We start from the raw sequence: 14063 nt of genomic DNA, 5'->3' as shown, positions 1-14063 counted from the left end.
CCATGTCGCTGATCCTTTGGTCCCACCCTTACGCCGCCTACGGCCAGAAGGCGTCGGTCGCCCTGTACGAGCTCGGCCTGCCGTTTGAGCTGAAGCTGGTCGAGGGGGCGAACGAGGCGGTCATGGCCGGGTTCCGCGCCCTGTCGCCCTTCGGCAAGATGCCGACTTTGGTGGACACCGCGACCGGTCAGACCCTCTACGAATCAAGCATCGTCATCGAGTATCTCGACCGGCTGGCCGGCGGCGGGCGGCTGATCCCCGCCGATCCCGGGGTGGCGCTGGAGGCGCGGCTGGTCGACCGGATGGTCGACACCTACGTCGGCGGCCCCATGAACCGCATCATCCCCCGGAAATTCCGTCCGGCCGGGAATGAGGACCCCTTCGGCGACGCCCAGGACGAGGCCGTTCTCGCCGGGGCCTGGGACTGGCTGGAAGGGCGGCTGGCTGACGGTCGGACGTGGGGAGCGGGCGAGGCTTTCACCCTGGCCGACTGCTGTGCGGCGCCGATCCTGACCTATGCCCGACGGCTGGTCCCGTTCGGCGAGCGGCCGCGGCTGAGGGCCTGGCACGGGCGGCTGATGGCGCGGCCCTCGTTCGTACGGGCTCTTGAGGACGCGGCGCCGTTCGGCGATCTGATGCCGGCGCCGCCCGCCGGGGATTAGTGGACTTCAGGCGGCCGCGCTGCGGGGCTGAGGTATTCGTTCTCGGCCCTGGGATGAGCATCCAGCACGAAACGCCGGTCGCAATAGGCGCATTCGACGAAGTCCTCGCCGCCCATGTCCATATAGACCAGCGGATGACCGAGGGCTCCGCCGCCGCCGTCGCAGGCCACGCGTTTGGTCGGGACCACGATGGCTTCCGGCGGCGGAATGTTCGCATCGGCGTGGCGCGGCGGCATGGGCGACCCTGACTGGTAGCGGCGGATATCGGCCGACTCCCTAGAAGCCTCGGCGCGCGGCGTCAAACCGTCCGGGACTTGCGGCGGAAGACCCGGTCGAACAGGGCCTTGCGCTTGCGGAACAGCGACCAGCCGAGGCAGCCCGCGGCGACCCAGAGCCCGATCTCGCCGATCACCGCGGCAGGGCCTCCGACCAGCAGGGTTCCGCGCAGGGCAATCTCGCCCATGCGGTTCAGGACCACCACGGCGGTGAAGGTCCCATAGCCCAGAATACAGGCCGCGAAGGCTGTCCAGCCGATCATCCTGGCGCGGGTCATGCGTCGATCTCCGTCAAGCACACTGTTCATAATGACAAGCGTCCTAGACATTCCATCTCTACCTGTCAAGCATCATTGACACATCGGTACAAACGTCGCCGCGTCCGGCCCTTGGCGGCGATGGACCGCGCGCCTACCTAGACCGGTCACCGACCGAAAGCTGTTGCATGCCCGAAGCCGCCGCCCTGCCTGTCAACGCCATCGAGGTCCGGGGGCTGGAAAAGACCTATGCGGGCTCGAAGAAGACCCCACCCAAGGTCGCCCTGCGCGGCGTCGATCTGGTCATTCCGCGCGGTTCGATATTCGGCCTGCTGGGTCCCAACGGGGCCGGCAAGTCGACCCTGATCAACATCCTCGCCGGGGTGGTCAACAAGACCGGCGGCACGGCCGAAATCTGGGGCCGCGACATCGACAAACAGCCGCGCGACGCCCGCGCCGCCCTCGGCGTGGTCCCGCAGGAGATCGTCGCCGACGTCTTCTTCACCCCCCGGGAAGCCCTTGAGGTCCAGGCCGGCTTCTATGGCGTGCCGGCGAGCGAGCGGCGCTCGGATGAGCTGCTGGCCGCGCTGGGCCTGTCCGACAAGGCCCACGCCTATGTCCGGGCCCTGTCCGGCGGCATGAAGCGGCGGCTGATGGTGGCCAAGGCCCTGGTGCACAATCCGCCGATCCTGATCCTCGACGAACCGACGGCGGGCGTCGATGTCGAGCTGCGCCGCCAGCTGTGGGATTATGTCCGGGCTCTCAACGCCGAGGGCGTGACCATCCTGCTGACCACCCACTATCTGGAGGAGGCGCAGGCGCTCTGCGACACCATCGCCATCATGAATCGCGGCCAGGTCGTGGTCTGCGAGCCGACGCCGCAGCTGCTGCGCCGGCTGGACACCCGCAATGTGGTGGTGACGCCCGAGCATGTGCTGGACGGCCTGCCGAAGCTCAAAGGGTTCGAGGCGGTGTCCCGGCCCAACGGCGCCTTCGCCGTCACCTACCGCAAGGGTCAGGCGTCGGTCGAACAGGTGCTGGCCGCGGTGCGGGCTGCGGGCGTCACCATCACCGACATCGTCACCGAGGACCCGGACCTTGAGGACGTCTTCCTGGCGCTGACCTATGGGGACGAGAGCAAGGTCAGTCCGACCAGGGACTAGGGATTAGGGATGAGGCACGGGGTCCGCCTTCAACCGCTATTCCGTCCTCCCTGATCCCTGATCCCTGATCCCTAGACCACCATCACCGTCCCGATGAGCAGCCGCGCGCCCGCGCGGCCCATCACCGTATTGGTCGCCGCCTGAAGCTGGGCGACCAGACGTTCGACGTCCGGCGGTGCGCCGGACAGAAGCGCATTGGCCGACTGCTGGACCACCGCCGCATAGGCGGCGCGCAGGCGCGGCGCCGACTGGGCGACGCGGGTGCGCAGGGCGGCGTCGGGCGTGTCGATCCCGGTCTCGACCGTCATCACGCCGCGCCGGCCGCCGGGCCGCGTGACATTGGCGGTGATCGTCGGCAGCCGCAGATAGCTGGCCTGCGCCGAGCCGCCCCCACCGCTGGTCCTGAGCGGTTGTGTCTTCAGTCCGAGGAGGGCGCGGCGATCCATGCGCCGAGGCTAGCGCGCGGCGCTTAAGGCCGGGTTACGCGGCCGCCTCGACCGCGGCCGGCTCCATCGGCCTGAGGTCCAGCAGGGCGAACAGGGCCGCATCCTCGTCCTGTTCCGGATTGGGCGTGGTCAGCAGCTTGCCGCCGACGAAGATGGAATTGGCCCCGGCGAGGAAGCACAGGGCCTGCATCTCGGCGCTCATCGTCTCGCGCCCGGCCGACAGCCGGACCATGGCCTTCGGGCAAACGATCCGCGCCACGGCGACCGTGCGGACGAATTCGATCGGATCGATCTGGCCTTCGGCCAGCATCCGTTCGCCCAGCGGCGTCCCCGTGACGGGCACCAGCGCATTGACCGGCAGGCTGTCGGGATGGACCGGCAACGTCGCGAGAGCATGCAACAGGCTGGCCCGGTCGCGCCGCGCCTCGCCCATGCCGACGATGCCGCCGCAGCAGGTGCTCATGCCCGCCTCGCGCACATACTGAAGCGTATCCAGCCGATCCTGATACGTCCGCGTGGTGACAACCTGGGCATAGTACTCCGGCCCGGTGTCGAGGTTGTGATTGTAGTAGTCCAGCCCCGCCGCCTTCAGCTGCCGCGCCTGATCCGCCGTCAGCATGCCCAGGGTCGCACAGGTCTCCAGCCCAAGGGCCTTCACCCCCGCGATCATGGTCGCCAGCTTCGGCGTGTCCCGGTCCTTCAGCTCGCGCCAGGCCGCGCCCATGCAGAACCGGCTGGCCCCGCCCGCCTTCGCCGCCATGGCCTCGGCGATGACCGCCGTGGCGTCCATCAGCTTTTCCGCCTTCAGCCCGGTGTCGAAACTGGCCGACTGCGAGCAGTAGCCGCAGTTCTCGGCGCAGCCGCCGGTCTTGATCGACAGCAGCTGGCTCTTCTGCACTTCCGACGGATCGAACCACGCCCGATGCACGGTCGCGGCCTCATAGACCAGCTCCATGAACGGTCGCGCGAACAGCCGCTCTACTTCGTCAAGCGTCCAGTCGTGGCGGGGCGGGAAGGGGTGGCTGGTGGCTGGTGACTGGTGGCTGGACATTCAACTGCTCTTGCGTCGCTTCAGGGCGGAAGCCAGGGAAGCCAACATGCGACTGATCCGATCTGCAGATTCGGCCAACGCATGGTGGTCCGGCTCGCGCTGATAACCGAGCCGGGTTGCGATCAAAAGCTGAGTCTCGGCCTCTGCAAGAGAGCCTTGAGCCATTCCAACGAACTGAAGGAACTCGCCTGTGCTGCGTCTAGCCGCGCCCTCGGCAATGTTTGAAGCGACAGATACGGCGGCGCGGCGGACCTGACTGATCAGGCCGAAGCGCTCGTCGCCCGGCCAAGCCGCGGTCGTCCGATAGATGGCTTCAGTCCAGTCCACCGCAAAGCGCCATACATCCAGATCCTGATAGCTTCGAACGTGGCTGGGCATCCACTCCCCTTACCAGCCACCAGTCACCAGTCACCAGTCACCAGCTACCGCCTATTCCTCGTCGCGATAGACCCGACCGTCGCGCATGACGAAGTCCATCGAGGTCAGGACTGTCACGTCCGTCAGGGGGTCGCCGTCGACGGCCACGATGTCCGCGCGCTTCCCGGGTTCGAGGGTGCCGATCTCCGAGGACAGGCCCAGCAGGTCGGCGGCATTCACCGTCGCCGCCTGGATCGCCGCCATGGGCGTCATGCCGTGCTGGACCATCAGGGCGAACTCGTCGGCGTTGCGGCCATGTTTCGACACCCCTGCGTCGGTGCCGAAGGCGATGCGGACGCCGGCCGGAATCGCCCGGCGCAACGACTGGCCGGTGATCTCGATACGCCAGCGGATCTTGGGCAGAACCTCGGGCGGATAGGCGTTCGGATCGGCGGCCAGACGCTCGATATAGCCGTTCACCGTCGACAGGGTCGGCACATACCAGGCGCCCGACTGTCGGAACAGGCGGAGGGTCTCGTCGTCGAAAATGGTGCCGTGCTCGATGGAGTCAGCGCCCAGCCTCAGCGCCATATTGATTCCGTCCGCGCCGTGGGCGTGGACCGCGACCTTGAGGCCGTACAGGTGCGCCGTCTCGATCAGGGCGCGGGCCTCGTCCTCGAACATCTGGGCCCCAAGCCCGGCGCCGATGCGGCTGTTGACCCCGCCGGTGGTGGCGATCTTGATCACGCGGACGCCGCGCCCGACCTGCAGACGCACCGCTTCGCGGCAGCTCTCCGGGCCGTTGCAGACGTTCTCGTGCGGGATGGTCTCGCGGAAGTCGTCATTGAAACCCAGCCGCCCGTCCATATGGCCCGAAGTGGTCGAGATGCTGTTCCCTGCGTCGATGATGCGCGGTCCCGGCAGGCGGTGGGCGGCGGTGGAGTCCGCCAGCGCCAGGGTCACACCGCCGTCGTCGCCGAGGTTCCGCACCGTGGTGAAGCCGGCCATCAGCGTCTTCTGCGCGTTCTCGGCCGCGCGATAGGCGTGGGTCGGCAGGTTTTCCGTGATCCCGGACAGGAAGCCCGCCTGGCCGCCGAGGTCCGAGACCAGATGCACATGACTGTCGATCAGGCCCGGCAGGACGAAGCGGTCGCGCTGGTCGATGACGGTCGCGCCGGGGAAGGCGGCGGCATCCACGAAACCGTCCCGGATCTCGACGATCAGGCCGTCGCGCACCACCACGGTCGAGGGACCGCGCGGCGCCTGACCCGGACGATCCAGCAGCCGTCCGGCCTGGATCAGGGTGACCGGACCGGCCGTTGCGGCTGCGGCCGGCGTCTGCGCCATGGCCGGCGCCGCGAGAGCCAGAACCGCCGCAACACCCACGCTCGCCATCAGTCTGTGCATAATCACCCTCCCGAACAGACCGCCATGTTGAGCGCACCTGTGCGGCCCGCGCCAGAGCCTGGCCATTCGAAAACACATAAAGATATCCTTATGTGTTTCTTGCCCCCGCGTCGGGACCGGTCTATAGGCCGCGCGAACACTCTCCCGGAAAGCCCCGCTCCATGACCGACTACATCGTCCGCGACATCTCGCTTGCCCCGTTCGGGAACAAGGAAATCGCCATCGCCGAAACCGAAATGCCGGGCCTGATGGCGCTGCGTGAAGAGTTCGGCGCGCAACAGATCCTCAAGGGCGCCCGGATCGCCGGCTCGCTGCACATGACGATCCAGACCGCGGTGCTGATCCAGACGCTGGAAGCCCTCGGCGCCGACGTTCGTTGGGCCTCGTGCAACATCTTCTCGACCCAGGACCACGCCGCGGCCGCCATCGCCGCCAACGGCACGCCGGTGTTCGCCACCAAGGGCGAGACGCTGGAAGAGTACTGGGACTATGCCCACAAGATCTTCGAATGGGCCGACGGCGGCTATCCGAACCTGATCCTCGACGACGGCGGCGACGCCACCCTGCTGTGCGTGCTCGGCCCCAAGGCCGAGAAGGACCTGTCCCTGCTGGCCAACCCGCAGAACGAAGAAGAGGAAGCCCTCTTCAAGGTGATGAAGCGCTACATCGCCGAGAAGCCCGGCTTCTACTCGGCCATCCGCGACGCCATCGGCGGCGTGTCGGAAGAGACCACGACAGGCGTCCACCGCCTGTACGAAATGGCCAAGAAGGGCGACCTGCCGTTCCCCGCCATCAACGTCAACGACAGCGTCACCAAGTCCAAGTTCGACAACCTGTACGGCTGCCGTGAATCGCTGGTCGACGCGATCCGTCGCGGCACCGACGTCATGCTGTCGGGCAAGGTCGCCGTGGTCTGCGGCTATGGCGATGTGGGCAAGGGCTCGGCCGCCTCCCTGCGCCAGGGCGGCGCCCGCGTGAAGGTCACCGAGGTCGATCCGATCTGCGCCCTGCAGGCGGCGATGGAAGGGTATGAGGTCGTCACCGTCGAGGACGTGGCGGGCGAGGCCGACATCTTCGTCACCGCCACCGGCAACAAGGACGTCCTGACCGTCGACCACATGCGGGCGATGAAGAACAACGCCATCGTCTGCAACATCGGCCATTTCGATTCCGAGATTCAGGTCGCCGGCCTGAAGAATTTCAAGTGGGACGAGATCAAGCCGCAGGTCCACCACATCGAGTTCCCGGACGGCAAGAAGATCATCCTGCTGTCGGAAGGCCGTCTGGTGAACCTGGGCAACGCCACGGGCCACCCGTCATTCGTGATGAGCGCCAGCTTCACCAACCAGACGCTGGCCCAGATCGAGCTGTGGACCAACGCCAAATCCTACGACAACCAGGTCTACGTCCTGCCGAAACACCTCGATGAAAAGGTCGCGACGCTCCACCTCGCCAAGCTGGGCGCCAAGCTGACGACCCTGTCGAAGGAACAGGCCGACTATATCTCGGTCCCGACCACCGGCCCGTTCAAGCCGGATCACTACCGCTACTAGGCCGGGGCTGACCGGAAGATTGAAGGGGGTCGGCGTCGTCAGGGCGCCGGCCCTTTTTGCTGCGCGTTCGACTGTGGGGCACTGCGGCGGCGAGGGCTCTGGCTTCGCAAGACCGCGCCGCCTAGATTGCCCCTATGGGCAACCTGATCAACATCATCATCCTCGTTGCGATCCTGGCGGTGACCGTCACCCTGGGGTTCGGCATCTATTCGCTGCACAAGGGCGGGGACGCGGACCGCTCGCGCTCCAACAAGCTGATGCGGCTGAGGGTGGCCTTGCAGGCCGTGGCCATCGTCCTGCTGGTGATCGGTATGTGGTGGAAATCCACGCAGGGGTCCTGATCCCGTGGTGGTCCTGAACCGCATCTACACCCGGACCGGAGACGGCGGTCAGACGCGGCTGGCGTCAGGCGCGACGGTGTCCAAGAGCGACCGCCGCGTCGAGGCCTACGGGGCCGTGGACGAGCTGAACAGCGTCCTCGGCGTCGCCCGACTTCATTCCGGCCAGAACGACCGAATTGACGCCATGCTGGGCCGAATCCAGAACGAGCTGTTCGACCTCGGCGCCGACCTCGCCACGCCGCTGGAGCCCGCGCCGAAATGGGAGGCGCTGCGCATCGTCGACAGCCAGGTCGAACGGCTGGAGACCGAGATCGACTGGATGAACGAGAGCCTGAAGGATTTGGACAGCTTCATCCTGCCCGGCGGCTCAGCCCTGTCGGCGCATCTGCATCTGGCCCGCACCGTGGCCCGGCGCGCCGAGCGCGAGGCGGTGCGGCTGATCGAAGCCGGCGAGGCGGTGACCCCGGCGGCGATCCGCTATCTGAACCGGCTGTCCGACCATCTGTTCGTCGCCGCCCGCCGGGCCAACGCCAATGGCGCCGACGACGTGAAATGGACGCCGGGCGCGACGCGCTAGCTCACTGCGCCGCGAGGGCCGCGCGCTGGCGATCGGCGTCGGCGTCGCGCGCGCGCTGCTGAGCCGCCAGGGACGCCTCGATCGCCACCAGTTCCCGGTTCTTCCCGGCCGAGGCGGCGGCGCGTTCGCCGGGATTGGGCCGGCCGGTGATCTCGGCGATGGAGATCGGCTGGGCGCAGACCCGGGTCTGCGCATCCCACCATTTGCCGCCCGCCTCGCAACGGTCGCCCGGGGCCACGACCAGCCTCTCATAGGCGAACATGCCGACCAGCAGCACGGCGAATATGCTCAGAAACAGGATGCTGAGCCGTTTCATGGTCAAGAGGCGATGCATGGAGGCGTTCCGAGGCTGGGCGAGGCGGACGATCCTGTCCGTTGACGCGGCGTTACGTTGACAGGCCGGGTGAGGCGTACCATTCCCTCACCCAACATTCCGGCGCTTTCGTGGATAGCACAATGAAGGTTCTCGTCCCCGTCAAACGGGTGATCGACTACAACGTCAAGGCTCGCGTCAAGGCGGACCAGACCGGCGTTGATCTCGCCAACGTCAAGATGAGCATGAACCCGTTCGACGAGATCGCCGTCGAAGAGGCCGTGCGCATGAAGGAGGGCAAGGAGCACCATGCCGCCGGAACCGTCACCGAGATCGTGGTCGTCTCCATCGGCGTGACCCAGGCCCAGGAGACCATCCGCACCGCCCTGGCCATGGGCGCCGACCGCGGCCTGCTCATCCAGTCGGACGCCGACCTCGAGCCGCTGGCCGTCGCCAAACTGCTCAAGGCCGTGGTCGACGAGGAGAAGCCGGACCTGGTCCTGCTGGGCAAACAGTCGATCGACGGCGACAACAACGCCGTCGGCCAGATGCTCGCCGCCCTGCTCGACTGGCCCCAGGCCACCTTCGCCGGCAAGATCGTGCTGGCGGGCGGCAAGGCCACCGTGACGCGTGAAGTCGACGGCGGACTCCAGACCCTGGCCGCGACCCTGCCCGCCGTGGTGTCGGTGGACCTGCGCCTGAATACGCCGCGCTACGCCTCCCTGCCCAACATCATGAAGGCCAAGAAGAAGGAGATCGCGGTCAAGGCGGTCGCCGACTACGGCGTCGACACGGCGCCGCGCCTCAAGGTGCTCAAGGTCACCGCCCCGCCGCAGCGCTCGGCCGGGATCAAGGTGGCCGACGCCGCCGAACTGGTTGCGAAACTCAAGACCGCAGGGGTCCTGTAATGGCCGTTCTCGTTATCGCCGACCGCGACGGCGCAACCGTCCGCGACACCACCCACAAGACCGTCACCGCCGCGCTGAAACTGTCGGACGACGTCGACATTCTGGTCATCGGCCAGGGCTCGAAGGCCGCGGCCGACGCCGCCGCGAAGATCGCCGGCGTGCGCAAGGTGCTGCTGGCCGAAAGCGCCGGCCTGGGTCACCAGCTGGCCGAGGCGGTCGAGGCGACCGTGACCGGCCTCGCCGGCGGCTATGACGCCATCCTTTCGCCGGCCACCACCGACGGCAAGAATTTCATGCCGCGCATCGCCGCAAAGCTCGATGTCGCCCCGATCTCGGACATCATCGAAGTCGTGTCCAACGACACCTTCGTGCGCCCGATCTACGCCGGCAACGCCCTGGAGACGATCCAGTCCGGCGATGCAAAGAAGGTCATCACCGTGCGCCCGACCAGTTTCGACGCCGCCGCTGAAGGCGGCTCGGCCAAGGTCGAGACCATCGCGGGCGCCGACGCCGGCAAATCGGCCTTCGTCAGCGAGGAGATGGTCAAGTCGGACCGGCCCGAACTGGGCGCGGCGAAGATCGTCGTCTCGGGCGGCCGGGCCCTCGGTTCGGCCGAGGAGTTCCACGCCGTCATGGACCCGCTGGCCGACCGACTCGGCGCCGCCGTGGGCGCCTCGCGCGCCGCCGTCGACGCCGGCTACGCCCCCAACGACTATCAGGTCGGCCAGACCGGCAAGGTCGTCGCCCCGGCCCTCTACATCGCCATCGGCATCTCGGGCGCCATCCAGCACCTCGCCGGGATGAAGGACTCCAAGGTCATCGTCGCCATCAACAAGGACGCCGACGCCCCGATCTTCCAGGTCGCGGATTACGGCATCGTCGGCGACTACAAGGTCGTGGTGCCGGAGCTGATGAAGGCGCTGGGCTAGAAGCCCGCCGGGCACCGGCCCCTTGTCATCCCGGACGCCGCAAAGCGGCGATCCGGGACGCACAGCACCGGGAATCCAGTGCTTCCGGACAGCCCGCAGGGCTGAGCCGGAAGAAGGGCTGCCTCAGAACGGTTTGTTTGAAAGAGCCACCACCGGCGTGACCTCAACCTGTCTCCCGGCTCAGCCCAAGCGGGCTGTCCGGGAGGGATGTTTGGGTGGCGCGGGCCGTCCCGGCTCTCCGCTTCGCTTCGGCCGGGATGACAAGCAAGAAGCTTCCGCAGACAGGACCAACGCGGCGCTTTCGGTTTAGCAACTTTCTCTCGGACGGGGGGAGAAAGCCGATGCCCGATCTGCCAGACTGCGCGGATGTCATCGCACCAACGAGCCATAACCACAGCGCCACCTGAAGGCTGGTCGTTTACGGTAACGGAAGTGTCCAACGGGGCCTGGCGGGCCAGAGGCGTCGCCCCTGATGGTCTCGTGATTGAACGTCACGGAACTGACGATGGCCGACTGCTCGATCAGTTGATCGAGGATGCTCTGAAGCTTGCGTCGCCATGGTCCACCTCGCCGTCCGCCTGACTCCCGGCGCGTCCGCCGACCGCATCGACGGCTGGGACGTGGACGCCGAAGGGCGGCCCGTCCTCAAGGTCCGCGTCCGCGCCCGGCCGGTCGAGGGGGAGGCCAATGAGGCCCTGATCAAGCTGCTGGCCAAGGCGCTCGGCGTGCCGAAATCGGCGGTGGTCCTCCAGCGGGGCGGCCAGTCGCGAACCAAGATGGTCGGGGTTGACGGTCTGTCCGAACCCGACCTGAAAGCCCGCCTTACCGGTTTGTAATGTTTCCGCCTTTGACGGATCGCGTCGAAGGCTTTTGTAATCCGCCCCGACTTGCGCCCCCATCCTCTCGCCGGGCGCATCTGGGGAGCGTCCGATGAGATTCCACGCCTTGCGAGGCTCCAGCCTCGCCACCCTCGCCTGCGTGCTGGCGGGTTCACTGGTCCTGTCGGCCTGCGCCACCATGGGCGGGGACGATGAGACGCCGGCCGCTGACGACTCGTCCGACGAGGCGCGCGAGCCGCTGGCCCGGGGGCTGGACGTCGCAGCCAACCCCGATCCCTTCCCCTCGACCTATCGCGGCCTGCCGCGCGAGAACATGGCCATCGTCGGCGGCACCGTCTTCACCGGCGCCGGCCAGCGGATCGAAAACGGCGTGGTCATCGTCACCGACGGCAAGGTCGCCTCGGTCGGCGACGCCTCCACCCCGGTCCCCGGCGGCTATCGCGTGGTCGACGCCCGCGGCCGGTTCGTGACCCCAGGCATCATCGACGTGCACAGCCACCTCGGCGTCTATCCCTCGCCCGGCGTGTCGGGGATGAGCGACGGCAATGAGGCGACCAACCCCAACACCGCCCAGGTCTGGGCCGAGCATTCAATCTGGCCCCAGGACCCCGGTTTCAACGCCGCCCGCGCCGGCGGCGTGACCACCCTCCAGATCCTGCCCGGCTCGGCCAATCTGTTCGGCGGCCGCGGCGTCACCGTGCGCAACGTCCCCTCAGTGACCATGCAGGGCATGAAGATGCCCGGCGCTCCCTACGGCCTGAAGATGGCTTGCGGCGAGAACCCGTCGCGCGTCTACGGCGGCCGCAACAGCTCGCCGGCCACCGGCATGGGCAATGTCGCCGGCTATCGCGCCGCCTTCATCGCCGCCCGCGAGTACAAGGCCAAATGGGACAAATGGCGTGAGGACGGCGAGGGCTCTCCCCCGACGCGTAACCTTCAGCTCGAGACCCTGGTCGGGGTGCTGGAGGGCACGGTGCTGGTCCAGAACCACTGCTACCGCGCCGACGAGATGGCGGTGATGATCGATATCGCCAATGAGTTCGGCTATGAGATCACCGCCTTCCACCATGCGATCGAAGCCTACAAGGTCGCGCCGCTGCTGGCCCGCGAGGGCATCTGCGCCGACATGTGGACCGGCTGGTGGGGCTTCAAGATGGAAGCCCTCGACGCGGTCGAGGCCAACGCCGCCCTGGTCGACGCGCCCGAGGGTTCCTGCGCCGTCATCCACTCCGACGACGCCGAACTGACCCAGCGGCTGAACCAGGAGGCCGCCGCCGCCCTGGCCGCCGGCCGCCGCATCGGCATGAACATCAGTGAGGAGCGGGCGATCAGCTGGATCACCCTCAATCCGGCCCGTTCGCTCGGCATCGCCGACCAGACCGGCTCGCTCGAGGCCGGCAAGCGCGCCGATGTGGTGATCTGGAGCGCCAATCCGTTCAGCGTCTACGCCCGCGCCGATCAGGTCTTCATCGACGGGGCCCTGACCTTCGACCGGATGAACCCGGCTTATCAGCCTCTGTCCGACTATGAACTGGGCCAGCCGGGCTTCGGCCTGCCGGCCGCCAACGTCCTGCAGGGAGCCCGCTGATGCGCCTCAAGAGCCTCATCCTCGGCGCCGCCTGCGCGGCCGCGCTGTCGACGCCCGCCTTCGCCCAGACCCTGACCGCCATCACCGGCGGCCGGGTGCTGACCGGAACCTCCGTGATCGAGAACGGGACCGTGGTGATCCAGAACGGCCGGGTCGTCTCGGTCGGGACCGCCGCCGCCCCTGTCGGCGCACGCATCATCGACGCGCGCGGCAAGGTGGTCACGCCCGGCTTCGTCGCGGTCGACAGCGGCCTCGGCGGTTCGGAAATCTCCTCGGTTGACGGTTCAAACGACCTGACCAATGGCGCCAACACGATCAGCGCCTCGTTCGACGTCAGCTACGGCCTCGATCCCTGGTCCTTCACCCTGCCGGTGGCGCGCCTCGGCGGCATCACCCGCGCCATCGTCGTCCCCAGCCATCCGGGCGGCGGCGGAGGCGGTCACGCCCATGATGACAGTGACTTCGCCGGGGTCGGCGCGGGCGGCCTGCAGTCGCCCGGCCTGTTCGCCGGTCAGGCGGCCATCATCCATCTGGCGGCCGGGACCGACATCCTGGTCAAGCCGCGCGTCGCCATGGTCGCCCCCTTCGGCGAAGCCGGAGCCGGCATCGCCGGCGGCGCCCGCGGGGCCCAGTTCACCCAGTTCAAGGAAACCCTTGCCGAGGTCCGCCTCTACGCCCGCAATCGCGGCGCCTATGACCGCGCGGGCCTGCGCGACCTCAGCCTGTCGCGCGCCGATCTGGAGGCCCTGATCCCGGTCGCCAACGGCTCCATGCCGCTGATCGTCACCGTGCGCCGCGCCGCCGACATCCAGCAGGTCCTGCGCCTCGCCCGCGAGGAAGGCGTCCGGATCATCCTCGACGGCGCCGAGGAAGGCTGGCTGGTCGCCGACCAGATCGCGGCGGCCAATGTGCCCGTCCTGCTCAACCCCATCTCCAACCTGCCGGGCAATCTCGAGACCCGGGCGACGCGGATGCAGAACGCTGCGGCGCTCGACGCGGCGGGCGTGGTCATCGCCATCAAGGGCAATGACGGTTCCCACCGGGTGCGCGAGACCCGCTACAACGCGGGCAACGCCGTCTCGCACGGTCTGCCCTATGAGGCCGCCATCGAGGCTATCACGGTCAATCCGGCCCGCATCTTCGGCATGGCCGGCCAGTTCGGCGAACTGCGCGCCGGCGCGGCCGCCGATGTGGTGATCTGGTCCGGCGACCCGCTGGAGCCGCTCAGCGACGCCGAGACCATCTTCATCGGCGGCGCCGAACAGGCCCCGACCAGCCGCCAGTTCCTGCTCCGCGACCGCTATCGCGACGGCGGCGAAGGGGCGATGCCGCCGGCGTACGACCGGTAGGGACCAGGGTTTAGGTTCTAGGTTCTGGGTTCTAGGGAAGTATGCTCG

17 protein-coding genes are annotated in these 14063 nt (G+C 67.9%); 10 read left to right on the top strand and 7 right to left on the bottom strand.

Going from position 1 to position 14063, the window contains the following annotated elements; all coding sequences use genetic code 11:
• Positions 1-2 precede the first annotated feature (2 nt).
• The gene (locus tag ACTIEW_RS12305; protein WP_439478191.1) at positions 3-662 is read left to right on the top strand and encodes a glutathione S-transferase family protein; all 660 of its coding nucleotides are present in this window, start codon (positions 3-5) and stop codon (positions 660-662) included.
• Here the strand turns inward: ACTIEW_RS12305 and ACTIEW_RS12300 are convergent.
• Both ACTIEW_RS12300 and ACTIEW_RS12295 read right to left on the bottom strand, forming a co-directional pair.
• Positions 659-964, bottom strand: a complete 306-nt coding sequence (locus tag ACTIEW_RS12300; RefSeq protein ID WP_439478190.1) for a zinc-finger domain-containing protein — start codon at positions 962-964, stop codon at positions 659-661. The two genes, ACTIEW_RS12305 and ACTIEW_RS12300, sit on opposite strands and share 4 nt — an antisense overlap.
• Entirely contained in the window at positions 961-1215 is a 255-nt protein-coding gene (locus tag ACTIEW_RS12295) for a hypothetical protein (RefSeq protein WP_439478189.1), read from the bottom strand. The genes ACTIEW_RS12300 and ACTIEW_RS12295 overlap by 4 nt, the downstream gene beginning before the upstream one ends.
• Before the next feature lie 167 nt (positions 1216-1382).
• On the opposite strand from ACTIEW_RS12295, the gene ACTIEW_RS12290 reads away from it, so the two are divergent.
• Positions 1383-2357, top strand: coding sequence for an ABC transporter ATP-binding protein (locus ACTIEW_RS12290; protein WP_439478188.1), 975 nt, complete (start codon positions 1383-1385; stop codon positions 2355-2357).
• 71 nt (positions 2358-2428) lie between these two features.
• On the opposite strand, the gene ACTIEW_RS12285 is transcribed toward ACTIEW_RS12290, so the two are convergent.
• From ACTIEW_RS12285 to ACTIEW_RS12270, 4 genes are read right to left on the bottom strand one after another with little or no spacing between them, the layout of a single operon-like run.
• Positions 2429-2803: a Tat pathway signal protein gene (locus tag ACTIEW_RS12285; protein WP_439478187.1), complete on the bottom strand. Its 375-nt coding sequence runs from the start codon at positions 2801-2803 to the stop codon at positions 2429-2431.
• Between the two features lie 34 nt (positions 2804-2837).
• Positions 2838-3854 (bottom strand): biotin synthase BioB, encoded by a 1017-nt coding sequence (bioB, locus tag ACTIEW_RS12280; protein WP_439478186.1) that lies wholly within the window; start codon positions 3852-3854, stop codon positions 2838-2840.
• Complete coding sequence (locus ACTIEW_RS12275) at positions 3855-4232, bottom strand: four helix bundle protein (protein ID WP_439478185.1); 378 nt, start codon at positions 4230-4232, stop codon at positions 3855-3857.
• Between the two features lie 51 nt (positions 4233-4283).
• Positions 4284-5618, bottom strand: a complete 1335-nt coding sequence (locus ACTIEW_RS12270; protein WP_439478184.1) for an amidohydrolase family protein — start codon at positions 5616-5618, stop codon at positions 4284-4286.
• Positions 5619-5779: 161 nt separating this feature from the next.
• Here ACTIEW_RS12270 and ahcY point away from each other — a divergent pair, with 161 nt between their 5' ends.
• From ahcY to ACTIEW_RS12255, 3 genes are all read left to right on the top strand, one after another.
• Positions 5780-7171, top strand: a complete 1392-nt coding sequence (gene ahcY, locus ACTIEW_RS12265) for an adenosylhomocysteinase (protein WP_439478183.1) — start codon at positions 5780-5782, stop codon at positions 7169-7171.
• A gap of 134 nt (positions 7172-7305) precedes the next feature.
• Positions 7306-7512, top strand: a complete 207-nt coding sequence (locus ACTIEW_RS12260; RefSeq protein WP_439478182.1) for a twin transmembrane helix small protein — start codon at positions 7306-7308, stop codon at positions 7510-7512.
• A gap of 4 nt (positions 7513-7516) precedes the next feature.
• Entirely contained in the window at positions 7517-8089 is a 573-nt protein-coding gene (locus ACTIEW_RS12255) for a cob(I)yrinic acid a,c-diamide adenosyltransferase (protein ID WP_439478181.1), read from the top strand.
• Position 8090: 1 nt separating this feature from the next.
• Here ACTIEW_RS12255 and ACTIEW_RS12250 read toward each other — a convergent pair whose 3' ends face one another.
• Positions 8091-8423: a hypothetical protein gene (locus ACTIEW_RS12250; protein ID WP_439478180.1), complete on the bottom strand. Its 333-nt coding sequence runs from the start codon at positions 8421-8423 to the stop codon at positions 8091-8093.
• A gap of 122 nt (positions 8424-8545) precedes the next feature.
• Between ACTIEW_RS12250 and ACTIEW_RS12245 the strand changes: the two genes are divergently transcribed.
• The 5 genes from ACTIEW_RS12245 to ACTIEW_RS12225 all read left to right on the top strand — a co-directional run bounded on the left by ACTIEW_RS12245 (position 8546) and on the right by ACTIEW_RS12225 (position 14015).
• Positions 8546-9310: an electron transfer flavoprotein subunit beta/FixA family protein gene (locus ACTIEW_RS12245; RefSeq protein WP_439478179.1), complete on the top strand. Its 765-nt coding sequence runs from the start codon at positions 8546-8548 to the stop codon at positions 9308-9310.
• Positions 9310-10239, top strand: coding sequence for an electron transfer flavoprotein subunit alpha/FixB family protein (locus ACTIEW_RS12240; RefSeq protein ID WP_439478178.1), 930 nt, complete (start codon positions 9310-9312; stop codon positions 10237-10239). The genes ACTIEW_RS12245 and ACTIEW_RS12240 overlap by 1 nt, the downstream gene beginning before the upstream one ends.
• A gap of 557 nt (positions 10240-10796) precedes the next feature.
• The gene (locus tag ACTIEW_RS12235) at positions 10797-11075 is read left to right on the top strand and encodes a DUF167 family protein (RefSeq protein ID WP_439478177.1); all 279 of its coding nucleotides are present in this window, start codon (positions 10797-10799) and stop codon (positions 11073-11075) included.
• A 94-nt stretch (positions 11076-11169) separates the two neighbouring features.
• On the top strand, positions 11170-12666 hold the full coding sequence (locus ACTIEW_RS12230) for an amidohydrolase (protein ID WP_439478176.1): 1497 nt from the start codon (positions 11170-11172) through the stop codon (positions 12664-12666).
• Positions 12666-14015: an amidohydrolase family protein gene (locus ACTIEW_RS12225; protein ID WP_439478175.1), complete on the top strand. Its 1350-nt coding sequence runs from the start codon at positions 12666-12668 to the stop codon at positions 14013-14015. Before ACTIEW_RS12230 ends, ACTIEW_RS12225 begins: the two co-directional genes overlap by 1 nt.
• Positions 14016-14063: the final 48 nt, after the last annotated feature.

Origin of the sequence: Brevundimonas sp. (assembly GCF_051860745.1) — a bacterium.
In the GTDB taxonomy this organism is placed as follows: Bacteria; Pseudomonadota; Alphaproteobacteria; order Caulobacterales; family Caulobacteraceae; genus Brevundimonas.
Note: the sequence above shows the minus strand (reverse complement) of the source record. Positions and strands in the feature narration are given on the sequence as shown.

Excerpts from the sequence above, each read along its gene's own strand:
- ACTIEW_RS12305 (WP_439478191.1), top strand. The coding sequence starts at position 3 with ATGTCGCTGATCCTTTGGTCCCACCCTTACGCCGCCTACGGCCAGAAG.
- ACTIEW_RS12295 (WP_439478189.1), bottom strand. The coding sequence starts at position 1,215 with ATGACCCGCGCCAGGATGATCGGCTGGACAGCCTTCGCGGCCTGTATT.
- ACTIEW_RS12290 (WP_439478188.1), top strand. The coding sequence starts at position 1,383 with ATGCCCGAAGCCGCCGCCCTGCCTGTCAACGCCATCGAGGTCCGGGGG.
- ACTIEW_RS12285 (WP_439478187.1), bottom strand. The coding sequence starts at position 2,803 with ATGGATCGCCGCGCCCTCCTCGGACTGAAGACACAACCGCTCAGGACC.
- bioB (WP_439478186.1), bottom strand. The coding sequence starts at position 3,854 with ATGTCCAGCCACCAGTCACCAGCCACCAGCCACCCCTTCCCGCCCCGC.
- ACTIEW_RS12275 (WP_439478185.1), bottom strand. The coding sequence starts at position 4,232 with ATGCCCAGCCACGTTCGAAGCTATCAGGATCTGGATGTATGGCGCTTT.
- ACTIEW_RS12270 (WP_439478184.1), bottom strand. The coding sequence starts at position 5,618 with ATGCACAGACTGATGGCGAGCGTGGGTGTTGCGGCGGTTCTGGCTCTC.
- ahcY (WP_439478183.1), top strand. The coding sequence starts at position 5,780 with ATGACCGACTACATCGTCCGCGACATCTCGCTTGCCCCGTTCGGGAAC.
- ACTIEW_RS12260 (WP_439478182.1), top strand. The coding sequence starts at position 7,306 with ATGGGCAACCTGATCAACATCATCATCCTCGTTGCGATCCTGGCGGTG.
- ACTIEW_RS12250 (WP_439478180.1), bottom strand. The coding sequence starts at position 8,423 with ATGCATCGCCTCTTGACCATGAAACGGCTCAGCATCCTGTTTCTGAGC.
- ACTIEW_RS12245 (WP_439478179.1), top strand. The coding sequence starts at position 8,546 with ATGAAGGTTCTCGTCCCCGTCAAACGGGTGATCGACTACAACGTCAAG.
- ACTIEW_RS12240 (WP_439478178.1), top strand. The coding sequence starts at position 9,310 with ATGGCCGTTCTCGTTATCGCCGACCGCGACGGCGCAACCGTCCGCGAC.
- ACTIEW_RS12235 (WP_439478177.1), top strand. The coding sequence starts at position 10,797 with ATGGTCCACCTCGCCGTCCGCCTGACTCCCGGCGCGTCCGCCGACCGC.
- ACTIEW_RS12230 (WP_439478176.1), top strand. The coding sequence starts at position 11,170 with ATGAGATTCCACGCCTTGCGAGGCTCCAGCCTCGCCACCCTCGCCTGC.
- ACTIEW_RS12225 (WP_439478175.1), top strand. The coding sequence starts at position 12,666 with ATGCGCCTCAAGAGCCTCATCCTCGGCGCCGCCTGCGCGGCCGCGCTG.